General features: G+C 71.2%; 7 protein-coding genes and 1 rRNA gene. 4 read left to right on the forward strand and 4 right to left on the reverse strand.

The features are described from left to right. Window positions 1-60 precede the first annotated feature (60 nt). Window positions 61-1,521: an MFS transporter gene (locus tag ACGFIM_RS13610; RefSeq protein ID WP_393199532.1), complete on the reverse strand. Its 1,461-nt coding sequence runs from the start codon at window positions 1,519-1,521 to the stop codon at window positions 61-63. Between the two features lie 55 nt (window positions 1,522-1,576). On the opposite strand from ACGFIM_RS13610, the gene ACGFIM_RS13615 reads away from it, so the two are divergent. The 3 genes from ACGFIM_RS13615 (at window position 1,577) to ACGFIM_RS13625 (ending at window position 5,596) form a co-directional block, all read left to right on the forward strand. Further along, window positions 1,577-2,275: a TetR/AcrR family transcriptional regulator gene (locus ACGFIM_RS13615; RefSeq protein WP_393199534.1), complete on the forward strand. Its 699-nt coding sequence runs from the start codon at window positions 1,577-1,579 to the stop codon at window positions 2,273-2,275. A gap of 12 nt (window positions 2,276-2,287) precedes the next feature. Beyond that, window positions 2,288-3,916 carry an AMP-binding protein gene (locus ACGFIM_RS13620; RefSeq protein WP_393199537.1) on the forward strand — a complete coding sequence of 543 codons (1,629 nt, stop codon included), beginning with the start codon at window positions 2,288-2,290 and terminating at the stop codon, window positions 3,914-3,916. Between the two features lie 66 nt (window positions 3,917-3,982). Further along, window positions 3,983-5,596: a PucR family transcriptional regulator gene (locus ACGFIM_RS13625; RefSeq protein WP_393199539.1), complete on the forward strand. Its 1,614-nt coding sequence runs from the start codon at window positions 3,983-3,985 to the stop codon at window positions 5,594-5,596. A 90-nt stretch (window positions 5,597-5,686) separates the two neighbouring features. On the opposite strand, the gene trpS is transcribed toward ACGFIM_RS13625, so the two are convergent. After that, on the reverse strand, window positions 5,687-6,649 hold the full coding sequence (gene trpS / locus ACGFIM_RS13630; protein WP_393199541.1) for a tryptophan--tRNA ligase: 963 nt from the start codon (window positions 6,647-6,649) through the stop codon (window positions 5,687-5,689). Window positions 6,650-6,906: 257 nt separating this feature from the next. On the opposite strand from trpS, the gene ACGFIM_RS13635 reads away from it, so the two are divergent. Further along, window positions 6,907-8,376, forward strand: a complete 1,470-nt coding sequence (locus ACGFIM_RS13635; protein WP_393199544.1) for a phosphodiester glycosidase family protein — start codon at window positions 6,907-6,909, stop codon at window positions 8,374-8,376. A gap of 504 nt (window positions 8,377-8,880) precedes the next feature. Here ACGFIM_RS13635 and ACGFIM_RS13640 read toward each other — a convergent pair. Then, window positions 8,881-11,148 carry a tetratricopeptide repeat protein gene (locus ACGFIM_RS13640; RefSeq protein WP_393199547.1) on the reverse strand — a complete coding sequence of 756 codons (2,268 nt, stop codon included), beginning with the start codon at window positions 11,146-11,148 and terminating at the stop codon, window positions 8,881-8,883. Window positions 11,149-11,864: 716 nt separating this feature from the next. Further along, window positions 11,865-11,956 (reverse strand): 5S ribosomal RNA (gene rrf / locus ACGFIM_RS13645); the annotation flags it as partial.

Here is an 11,956-nt window from a genome sequence, read left to right on the forward strand (position 1 = left end):
TGAGGACGAGGGCCACCACCCCCGGGCAGGCTCTGCGGGTCGGGGTAGAACCTGCCGGGGTCAGACCGCGCTGCTCTCCGAGGCGGGCGCGGGAGCGGTCGCCTGCGGGGCCGGGCGCAGCACGCTGACCGCGAGCACGGCGGCGGCCACGCAGAACGCGGCGCCCACCCACGAGCCGAGGTGCATGGCGGAGGTGAACGCCTCGTTGGCGACGCCGGCGAACCCGGCGCTGTGCGCGCCGCCGATCGACTCCCTGGCGACCGCGGGCAGCCCGGCGGGCATCTCGGAGGTGTAGCGCCCGGCCAGCACGCTGCCCAGGACCGCGATGCTGAGCGCCATGCCGACCTGCTGCACGGTGTCGTTGAGCGCGGAGCCGACCCCGGCGTGCTGGACGGGAATGGCGCCCATGAGCGAGGAGTACGCCGACGGCCCGGCCAGACCGCCGCCGATGCCCATGATCACCAGGCCGGTCAGCAGCGGCGGGTAGCCGGTGGTCAGCGCCATCACCACGAAGCCGGCGGCCATCAGCATCAGGCCGAGGCCGACCAGCGCCCGGTTGCTCATCCGCTGCCCGAGCCCGGCGCCCACGCCGTTGAAGATCGCGGCGGCGATCGCGTACGGCAGCATGGCGAACCCGGCCTGCATCTCGCCGTAGCCCAGCACGAACTGCAGGTACTGGGTCAGCATGAGCATCACGGCGCCGGCGCCGAAGGACATGAGCAGGATCGAGAACGACGCGCCGCTGAAGTTGCGGCTGGCGAGCAGGTGCAGCGGCAGCATCGGCTCGTCGCGCCTGCGCTCCCAGATGACGAACGCGGCCGGCGCGATCACCGCGACCGCGATGACCGGGATGTTCCACTCCCGCTCGATGATCACGTAGACGGCGGCGGTCAGGCCGGCGATCGACAGCACCACGCCGACCGGGTCGATCGTGCGGGCGGGGCTGCGGCTCTCGGGCATCAGGACGACGGCGGCCACGATGGCGACCGCCGCCACCGGCACGTTCAGCAGGAAGATCGAGCCCCACCAGTAGTTCTCCAGCAGCAGGCCGCCGAGAGTCGGCCCCGACACCATGCCGACCAGGGCCACGGCGCTCCAGGCCGCCATCGCCTTGCGCCGCTCCGTCTCGTCGAAGACCGTCATCAGGATCGACAGCGTCGACGGCATGACGAGCGAGCCGCCGACGCCCATGAGGAAGCGGGCGGCGATGAGCTGCCAGGGCTCGGTGACGATCACGGCGAGCAGGGACGCGCCGCCGAAGAACACCAGGCCGATGATCAGCATGCGGCGGCGGCCGTACTTGTCGGACAGGCTGCCGGCGGTGAGCAGCAGGCCGGCGAAGGCCAGCACGTACGCGTCGATGATCCATTGGATGTCCGACGGCGTCGCGCCCATCTCCTGGTTCAGGGACGGGATGGCCAGGTTGAGGACGGTGTTGTCGATGACCAGGACGAGCAGTGCCAGGCAGAGCGCGCCGAGAATCCACCACCGGCGCGGGTCTCGTACAGCGTTCGAGTTCACTCGCACACTGTACGACAGCTCTCGCACAGTGTGCGAGTGGATTTATCCTTGGGGCATGAGCAGCAAGCCGTTCTCCTCCGTCTGGCTCCGCGAGCCCCGCAAGAGCGCAGCGGCTCCGGGCCGCACCAGGGAGGAGATCGTCGCCGCCGCCGTCAAGCTGCTCGACGAGGAGGGCCTGCAGGGCCTCAGCATGCGCAAGCTCGGCGCCCGGCTCGGCGCCGGCGCCACCAGCCTCTACTGGTACGTCGCCAACAAGGACGAGCTGCTCGAACTCGCCTACGACCAGGTGTGGGGCGAGGTCGTCGTGCCCGACCCCGACGAGGTGGGCTGGCGTGACGCGGTCTCCGCGCTGGCCTACGGCATGCGCGAGACGATCCTGCGCCACCCGTGGTCGGCCGACCTGATCGGCCGCCTGCCCGCGCTCGGCCCCAACTCGATGCGGGTCGGCGACCGCATCCGCCGCATCTTCAAAGCCGCCGGCTTCCGGGGCCTGGACGTCGACTTCTGCGGCAACACGCTCACGGCGTACGTGTTCGGCATGACGATCCCCGAGATCGCCTGGCTGAGCAGCATGGGCGAGGAGGACATCGAGCAGATGCGCGACGCCGTGCGCATGGCCGCCTCGGCGCACCCCGAGATGCTGGAGAGCGTCGACACGCTCGCCGACGGCGATCCCGGCACCGTGCGCCGGATGTCGTTCGACTTCGGACTGGTGTCGTTGCTCGACGGTCTTGAGCGGCGGCGTGCCTCGTAGCAGTATCCGGGCATGAGCGATTTCCGTGCCGCCCGCGACTTCCTTCTCGCCGCCGACCCCGAGACCGCCAGGCGCGACTTCCGCTGGCCGAGGCCGGCCGAGTTCAACTGGGCGCTCGACTGGTTCGACGGGGTGCTGGCCGCCGAGACCCCCGAGACCATCGCTCTCAAGATCGTCGGCGAGAGCAGCGCCACCTACACCTTCGCCGAGCTGTCGGCCCGCTCCAACCAGGTCGCCAACTGGCTGCACGAGCAGGGCGTGCGCAGGGGCGACCGGATCCTGCTCATGCTCGGCAACCAGGCCGAGCTGTGGGAGGCACTGCTCGCCGCGATGAAGCTGGGCGCGGTCATCATCCCGGCCACCACGCTGCTGACCGCGAAGGACGTCGCCGAGCGCATCAGGCGCGGCGGGGTGTCTCACGTCATCGCGAACGCCGCCGACGCGGGCAAGTTCGAGGCCGGCGAGTACACGAAGATCGCTGTGGGCGACGCGTTCGGCTGGCTGCCCTACCACGAGGCGTACGAGGCGAGCACGCGCTTCACCCCCGACGCGCCCACCAGGGCAGACGACACGCTGCTGCTCTACTTCACCTCCGGCACCACCTCACAGCCGAAGCTGGTCGAGCACACCCACGCCTCCTACCCCGCCGGTCACCTGTCCACGATGTACTGGATCGGCGTCAAGCCGGGCGACGTGCACCTCAACGTCTCCTCGCCGGGCTGGGCCAAGCACGCCTGGAGCAACGTCTTCGCCCCCTGGAACGCGGGCGCGACCGTGCTCATCCACGACTACCGCCGCTTCTCCGCCCCCGCACTGCTGGAGGTGCTGCGCGACGAGCGGGTGACCACGTTCTGCGCGCCGCCGACGGTGTGGCGGATGCTCATCCAGGAGGACCTCGCCGCCTGGAAGCTGCCGCTGCGCACGGCCGTGGCCGCGGGCGAGCCGCTCAACCCCGAGATCATCGACCAGGTCGCCAAGGCGTGGGGCATCACGATCAGGGACGGCTACGGCCAGACGGAGACCACCGCGCAGATCGGCAACGCGCCGGACGAGCCGGTCAAGCCGGGCTCCATGGGGCGGCCGCTGCCCGGATACGAGGTCGTGCTGCTCGATCCGGTCACCGGCGAGCCGGGCGACGACGGGGAGATCTGCCTGCCGCTGGACGATCGCCGCCCCCTCGGCCTCATGTCCGGATATGTCGGTGGATCGGGTGAGGCGATGCGCGGCGGCTACTACCACACCGGCGACGTCGCCACCCGCGACGAGGACGGCTACATCACGTACGTGGGCAGGACCGACGACGTCTTCAAGGCGTCCGACTACCGCATCTCGCCCTTCGAGCTGGAGAGCGTGCTGCTTGAGCACCCCGCCGTGGCCGAGGCCGCCGTGGTGCCCGCACCCGACCCGGTACGCCTGGCGGTGCCGAAGGCGTTCATCCTGCTGGCCCCCGGCTTCGAGCCCTCCGAGGAGACCGCCAGGTCGATCTTCGAGCACTCGCGCAGGGAGCTGGCGCCGTACAAGCGGGTGCGGCGGCTGGAGTTCGACGACCTGCCGAAGACCATCTCGGGCAAGATCCGCCGCGTTGAGCTGCGCGTGCGCGAGCCCCGCCGGGAATATCGCGAAGAAGACCTCAACCCATGACATGGCCGACAAAGTGTCATCTGCCCCGTGGGCGTTCTTACAAGATGATCGGCTAGGCTCTGCCCCGTGCTCCCCACTATCGCCGACGTGCTGGCCCTGGAGACCGTGCGCCGGGGCAACCCGCGCGTGGTCGCGGGCGCCGACCGGCTCGACACCAAGGTGCGGTGGGTGCACGTCGGAGAGATCGCCGACATCGCTCATCTCCTGCGCGGCGGCGAGCTCGTGCTCACCACGGGCGTCGCCCTGCCCGACGACCCGGAGAAGCTCGCCGACTACATCGGCGAGCTTTCCTCTGTCGGGGCCTCGGGGCTGGTCGTGGAGCTGGGCCGCAGGTTCGTCCGCGAGCTGCCGCGCGCGGTGATCAAGGCGGCGGAGGAGCACGGGCTGCCGGTCATCGTGCTCACCAGGGAAACGCCGTTCGTCCAGATCACCGAATCGGTGCACTCGCGGATCATCGACATCCAGCTCGAGGAACTGCGCGCCTCCGAGCAGCTGCACGAGGTCTTCACCGAGCTGTCGGTCGAAGGCGCCTCACCCGCCGAAGTGCTGGCGCAGGTGGCCCGGCTGTCCGGCCGTCCCGTGCTGCTGGAGAACCTCGCCCACCAGGTGCTCGCCTGCGAGGCCGCGGGCCGCGACGCCGGCGAGCTGCTGGCCGGATGGGAGACCAGGTCGCGGGCGGTCGCGCCGGCCGAGCGCACCGCGTACGATCCGGCCTCCGGCTGGCTGGTCACCACCGTCGGCGCGCGCGGGCAGGACTGGGGGCGGCTCATCCTGCTCTGCGACAGCAAACCCTCGCCGCGCGACATGGTGCTCGCCGAGCGCGCCGCCACCACCCTCGCACTCGGCCGCCTGCTGGAGCGCCACCAGGAGTCGCTCGAACGCCAGGCGCACGGCACGATCATCACCGGCATCCTCACCCACGCCTACGCCGACCCCGACGAGGCCGCCGCCCGCGCCCGCGCGGTCGGCGTGCCGCTCACCGGGCGGCGGCTGATCAGCGTGGTCATCCGGCCCACCGAGCACATCGACCAGGCGCTCGACGGCCAGGCCCGGCTCGGCGAGCTGGCCGAATGCACCGCCGCCGCCTGCCGCGACGCCCGCCTGCCCGCCCTGGTGGGCGCGCTCGACCAGGACCGCGTCGGCGTGCTGCTGCCCCTCCCGCCGCGCACCCAGGCCGAGCCGGCGCTGGCCGCGCTTGCCGAGCGGCTGCGCGGGCTGTGGCCGGGCGCCGCGTTCGTGCTGGCGGCCGGCTCCGTCGTCGAGTCCATCAAGGACGTACGCCGCAGCTTCCTCGAAGCCGAGCAGGTCGCCGAGGTCGCTGTCCGCCAGCCCGACGGGCGCCCCTACTACCGCCTGCCCGACCTGCGCCTGCGCGGCCTGCTCCACCTGCTGCGCGACGACGCGCGGCTGCAGACGTTCGCCGAGCGCGAGCTGGGCCCGCTGCTCGCCCACGATGCGCAGCGCGGCGGCGACCTGACCCGCATCCTGCGCATCTACCTCGACTGCGGGCGCAACAAGGCGGTCGCCGCCCAGAAGGCCCACCTGTCCAGGCCCGCCTTCTACGACCGGCTGCGCCGCCTGGAACGCATCCTCGGCACCGACCTCGACGACGTCGAGTCCTGCCTGTCCCTGCACGTGGCGCTGCTCGCCCTGGAGTCCTTCCGCCGAGAGTCCCGCTGACGTGCTCGGCGGGCGGCCCGCTCGTGCCGGACGGCCCGCCGGCGGCGGCGGGCCGGTGCCGGCCTTCGGCCGTCGATCCGTGCGATGCCTTCAGAAGCCCATGGCCTGGCGCACCTCCTCCAGCGTGCGCACCGCGCGCTCACGCGCCCGCTCGTTGCCCTCGGCCAGGATCCGCCGCGCGTCGCTCTCGTTCAGCTCGGCCCGGCGCTTCCTGATGGGCCGCAGGAACTCGTTGACCGCCTCCGTGGTGATCCGCTTGAGCTCGGCCGCACCGCGATCGCCGATCTCCTCGGCCAGCTCGCGCGGCGGGCGGCCCAGGCACAGCCCGGCCAGCGTGAGCAGGTTGGCCACCTCGGGACGGCGCTCCTCGTCGAAGGTGATGTGCCGGTCGGAGTCCGTACGTGCCTTGCGGATGAGCGCGGCCGTCTCGTCCTCGGTGGCCGACAGGGCGATCGCGTTGCCCCTGCTCTTGCTCATCTTGCCGCCGTCGAGCCCCTTGAGCAGCGGCTGCTCGCCCATCAGGGCCTGCGGCAGCGGGAACACCGGGCCGTAGCGCTCGTTGAAGCGCCGCGCCACCAGCCGCGTCACCTCCACATGCGGCAGCTGGTCCTTGCCCACCGGCACCAGCGTGCCCTTGCAGAACAGGATGTCGGCCGCCTGGTGCACCGGATAGGTGAACATCAGCCCGCTCACCGCGCGCTGCGAGCTGTGCGCGATCTCGTCCTTCACCGTGGGGTTGCGCTGCAGCTCCGCCACCGAGACCAGGCTCAGAAAGGGCAGCATGAGCTGGTTCAGCTCGGGGATCGCGCTGTGCTGGAAGATCACCGCCCGCGCGGGGTCGATGCCCACCGCGAGGTAGTCGAGCACCAGCTCCGTGGTGTTGCGCCGGATCTCGCCGGGCGTGTCGCGGTCGGTGATCACCTGGTAGTCGGCGACCAGCACGTACATGGGATATCGGCCCTGCAGCTCGACCCGGTTGGCCAGGGAGCCGAAGTAGTGGCCGAGGTGGAGCGGCCCCGTGGGGCGGTCACCGGTCAGAACGACGTCGTTCATGATCTCTCTCCTGGGTCTCGATGCCGTCCCGGAGAGGACCTGCGTGGTGACGGGCCGTCTCTGGGACGGCCCCCGCATGGCGAATCAGCGGCCGTCTCTCGGCCGCCACCACATGCGGAAACAAGTCATGTACGCAGGATATCGGAGGTCGGTGTGGATCTCGTAATTTTCTTCAGCCAATTGGCGTGTTCGCCCGCCTTGCGGGGTTTGATCTCGCCAGTATGGTGCGGTCCCTTGTACCGCCCTCTGGAGGGTTCATGTCTCGACGCACCATCGCCGGCGGCCTCGCTTTAGTCGTCGCGATCACCCTCACGGCGCTGCCCGCCAACGCGGAACAGCGCACGGTACGGTTCCCGTCGTCGAAGTTCCCGCTGGGCGCGCGGCCCGTGCCGACCAAGACGATGACCGCCGTGGCCAAGGGCATCGATCTGTACGACGTCCAGGCGGGCAAGGCCACCGACGGATACACGGTGACCGTCCTGATGCCCAGCGGACGCGACTACGGCATGCAGCACACGGCCGAGGCCGTGGCCGCCGAGGTCGAGGCCGCCGGTGAGACGCCCAGCGTGCAGAAGGTCGTCAGGCCGAGCGTCGCCGACGCGCCCGCGCAGACCGTCTACATGGTCCGCGTCGGCATGTGGCCGCTGAAGGACAAGAAGAAGGCCGAGAAGGCCGCCAAGAAGCTGAAGGAGGCCGGGCTCAAAGTCAAGGTCGACTACCTCGGCGACGACGGGCTGCAGACCACCGGCCCGTGGAGCGCCAAGGTCGTCATGGTCGACTCCCGGGTGTTCCGCGGCTCGTACGCCGCCTCGCTCGGCAAGAGCGTCGCCAAGCGCGAGACCGTCTCGTCCATGGTCAAGGCGAGCAAGGCCCTCGTCGGCATCAACGGCGGTTTCTTCAACATCCACACCGCCAAGGCGCTGCGCGGCGAGCCGGTCGGCGCGTCCGTCGTCGGCGGCAAGCTGCTGAGCGAGGCCGTTCCCGGCCGCTCGGCGGTCGTGCTCAAGGGCCGTACCGCGAAGATCACCGAGCTGCGGACCGACGTCACCGCCATCTCCCAGGACGGCTCCAAGGTGAAGGTCAACGGCGTCAACCGGGCCGCCGACACCGACGAGCTGATCCTCTACACCGAGGAGTGGGGCGCCAAGACCCCCGCAGGCGGCACCGACGCCGTCCTCGACGCGAACGGCAAGGTCATCCGCCTGCGCGCCTCCGGCGCCGCCGTCGCCGCCGGGACGCGCGTGCTGCACGCCAACGGCCTGGCCGCCGACTGGATCAACGAGCACGCCTGGGAGAACTGGACCGTCAAGATCTCCACGGTGGTCGTGGACCTGCGTACCAGGCGGCCGCTCACGCTCACCCCCGACCTGCACGTCATCGCCGGCGGCGTCGGCCTGGTCCGCAACGGCAAAGTGAAGATCACCGCCAAGCGCGACGGCCACGACTCGGTCAACATGATCCTGCGCCGCCACCCGCGCACCCTCCTCGGCACGACCCGCAACGGCAGCCTCATCCTCGCCACCATCGACGGCCGCCGGCCCGGCGAGACCGTCGGCGCGAACTTCCACGAGGCCGCCCAGTTCATGCGCTGGCTCGGCGCCACCCAGGCGATCAACCTGGACGGCGGCGGCTCGACGGCCATGGTGGTCGGCTCGAAGGTGGTCAACCGTCCCTCGGACGGCCGTGAACGCCCGGTCGGCGACGCCCTCCTGGTCCTCCCCAGGTGACGCCCTGACCCCGTCCTTCCAGGAGCCGCCCTTCAAGGGCCGCTGTTTCCGCGAGGACACCGCGTCCCCTTGAAGCACGCCGTGCTCTGGAGACCCGCCGGGTCCTGAGAACACCGCCGCACTCTGGAGACCCGCCGGGCCTTATGGCACCGCCGCATGCCGAGGACCCGCCGGGCCTTATGGCACCGCCGCATGCCGAGGACCCGCCGGGCCCTGTGGCACCGCCGCACTCTTGAGACCCGCCGCACTGCCGCGGCCCGCTGCGCTCCGGCGCGGCACCGCACTCTGGCGGGGTTGTGCGCCGGCGGGGGCGTGCTCTGGCGGGGCCCGCCGGCACCGGTTGCCGGCGGCGTGCTCTGACGCCGGGGTGTCTCTGACGCTGGGCTGTTGAAAGGGACCCGCACCACTGCGTGCGGGTCCCTTCGCGCGTCCTGCGATCAGCCCTCGTGGCGGTACGAGCACGAAGCCGAGGTCAAAGAGCGCGGGCGCCGGGGCGGGTGGACGCTAAGCCCGTCCGGTCCAGTACGCGAGCTGCTCCCTCGTCGCCCGCGTCACCGGATGGTCGGGGCCGAGCACGCGCTCCCTGACCGGCAGCAGCGCCGCGTACATGTCCCTGGCCGCCGCCGCGTCCCCCGCCTCGCCCGTCCACCGCGCCAGCTCGTGCCGCACCGCCAACGTGTCAGGATGCTCCGCACCCGACACGCGCTCCCGAACCGGCAGCAACGCCGCGTACCAGTCACGTGCCGCCGCCGGGTCACCCGCCTCGCCCGTCCACAACGCCAGGTTCGCCCGCGCGGCGAGCGTGCCGGGATGTTCCGGACCCTGCACCCGCTCCCGGATGGGCACGAGTCGGGCGTACATATCCCTGGCCGCCACCACGTCGCCCGCCTCGCCCGTCCACCGCGCCAGCTCATGCCGCACCGCCAACGTGTCAGGATGCTCCGCACCCGACACCCGCTCCCGAACCGGCAGCAACTTTCCGTACATGGCCCTGGCCGCCATCGCATCACCCTGCTCCCCGGTCCAGCGGGCCAGCTCGTGGCGGGCGGTCAGCGTGGACGGATGCTCAGGCCCCAGCCGCCCGGCGAGCGCGTCGCAGATCTCCTCGTACAGCGCCTGCGCCGTCCGGTAGTCGCCGCTCGCCCCCAGGTACCGGGCCGTCTTGTCGATCCCCGCCGACATCGGCGTGAGCACGGCCAGGATGTGCGGCAGCAGCTCGGCGTACCGTGGCCAGCCGGCGGGGTCGGCGGGGTCGGCGGGCAGCACCGACTCGAGGAGTACGGCGGCCACGTCCCGCCATCGCTGCTGCTCCTGCGGCGGCAACCGGTCGAGCGTGACGGCCTGAACCAGCCGGTGCACCGACGCCATGCCGTCCGCCGGGTGGCTGATCAGGCTGTGCCCGCGCAAGGCGCTCACGGCCGCGTTCACGGCCAGCGGGTCGCTCGGCAGCTCCTGCAACGCCATCACCGCGCTCAGCCAGGGCCGCAGGTCGCGTACCCGCCGCAGCCGCCTGCCCGGCAGCCGTCCGTACGCACGCTGCCGCCGCAGATCGGCCACGAGCAGCTCGCGCGGCGCCCACCCGTCCAGCGGCGACAGCAGCAGCTGGTACGGGATCGGTTCGTGCGAGCAGCACGACAGCACCCGCAGCAGCGCGATCGCCTGCGGGCTGGTCCGCGCCAGGTTGTCGAACGACAGCTGCCACGTCGTCGTGATCCGCTCCCGATACCCCCACGGCTGTCCCTGGCCCAGCAGCTCGGCCCGCTGGTCGTGCAGCAGCTCCAGGTACTCGGCCGGGCGCAGCCCCGTCTCCGCCATGAACGCCGCCGCCTGCTCCAGCGCCAGCGGCAGCGCGCCCAGCTCCGCCGCCACCGCCGCGGCGCTCACCGCGTCCTCCTGCCCCGACCTCGCCAGCACGAGGTCCACCGCCGGCTCAGGGTCCAGCACCGGCAGCTCCATGGCCTGCTCCGGCGGCCAGCTCCCCGACCTGCTGGTGACCAGCACATGCCCGGGTCCCGCCGGTGGCAGAAAGCGCCCCACCGTGTCGGCGTCGGGCGCGTTGTCGAAGATCAGCAGCCAGGGTGCGGCGCTCGCCGCCAGCGCCGCGTGCACCTGGTCCACCGGGTCGGCCGGGTCCTCCGTCTCCCGCACCCCGAGCAGCGCCGCCAGCCGGGCGAAGGCCGCCGACAGCACCGCCGCGTCCGTGGCCGGCAACTGCCAGACGAGCCGGTAGTCGTTCTGGTGGCGGTGGGCGTACTCGACCGCCACGCTCGTCTTGCCGACGCCGCCCAGCCCGTAGATCACCACCACGCACGGGCGCCTCGGTCCGCGCCGCAACCGCCGCCCGACCTCGGCCACCACCTCCTCCCTGCCCAGCAGCAGGGGTGTCCGGGGCGCGAGCTGCACCGGCCGCGTCGGCACCTGCGGCCGGGGCTCCACCCGTACGTCGCCCGCGACGTCCACCCGCCCGACGTTCACGGCGGTCGCCCCGTCGCCCGTCAGCGCCACGCCGGAATTGTCCCCTCCGACGGATATGGAACGTTCCATCCCGTCTTCGAGCGCCGTGCCCCGCACCCCTTTCGATGCCCGCACGACCATCACCGTCACCACCATCAACCCCACGCCCCCAACGGCGATGCTCACGAGACTGTCCATCTCGTCCAGCACCCCCAGCAGGTTGCCGGGCTCCCCCAACATCTCGGCGACGATGTCCGCAACCCCCGCCACCACGAGCGTGAACGCGACCGGCGCGACCGTCCACGCGAGCACGCGCATCCGCCGTCGCCGCCGTCTTACCAGCGCAGATACCCGGTCCGAAGGGCGAGAAGGAGTCACATACCCAGAGTGACCGGGCCGCGTTCCCCCCGCCACCGGAAGTCCACCATGCCCGAAAAGCCCCCGGCTTCACCCCCCAACCCCCGACCGCCGGCACGTCGACCCACCGCACCCCGGCCTGCACAACTCAGGGCGCGCTAGACGACGAAGGCAGCCCCGGCAAACCGAGCGGCACTAGCCCTCCGGTTCCGGTAGCACCCGCCCCGCCCACCGGCACAAGCACCTAGGGCACGGAGAACCAGCGCAGCACCAGCAACAACCCCGGCCACGACCACGCGCCACGGACCCAACAATGAAAGACCCCTGCACAGCGCCGACACCACACAAAGCTTGTCTCGCTCAAGGGTGCTCGGTTTGTTTGGGTGCGGGTGGGTTCGGGTTCTGCGTGGGTGGGGTTTTTGTTTGGCAGGTGGGGTTTTCTGTTTGTGCGGGCTGGATTTCCTCGGCTGTGGTTGTGGTCGGGGCGGTTCGGGGGCATTTAGCGCGCTCAGGGAGGCCGGGCAACACCAATCAGACAACCAAGAACCAACAACCCGAAAACAAACAACCCAGCACCCACCGAAAACAACCAACCCACCCCCACACACCCCCCGAACACACAAAAAAGAGGGGCCCTGACACCCACAACAGGTGCCAGAACCCCTCTCTCAAAAATTGTCCGGCGGTGACCTACTCTCCCACACCCTCCCGAGTGCAGTACCATCGGCGCTGGGAAGCTTAACTTCCGGGTTCGGAATGTAACCGGGTG

This window comes from Nonomuraea sp. NPDC049309, from assembly GCF_043196965.1.
In the GTDB taxonomy this organism is placed as follows: domain Bacteria; phylum Actinomycetota; class Actinomycetes; order Streptosporangiales; family Streptosporangiaceae; genus Nonomuraea; species Nonomuraea fastidiosa.

Coding starts and splice junctions, on each gene's coding strand:
- ACGFIM_RS13615 (WP_393199534.1), top strand. CDS start 1,577: ATGAGCAGCAAGCCGTTCTCCTCCGTCTGGCTCCGCGAGCCCCGCAAG.
- ACGFIM_RS13620 (WP_393199537.1), top strand. CDS start 2,288: ATGAGCGATTTCCGTGCCGCCCGCGACTTCCTTCTCGCCGCCGACCCC.
- ACGFIM_RS13640 (WP_393199547.1), bottom strand. CDS start 11,148: ATGCGCGTGCTCGCGTGGACGGTCGCGCCGGTCGCGTTCACGCTCGTG.
- ACGFIM_RS13635 (WP_393199544.1), top strand. CDS start 6,907: ATGTCTCGACGCACCATCGCCGGCGGCCTCGCTTTAGTCGTCGCGATC.
- trpS (WP_393199541.1), bottom strand. CDS start 6,649: ATGAACGACGTCGTTCTGACCGGTGACCGCCCCACGGGGCCGCTCCAC.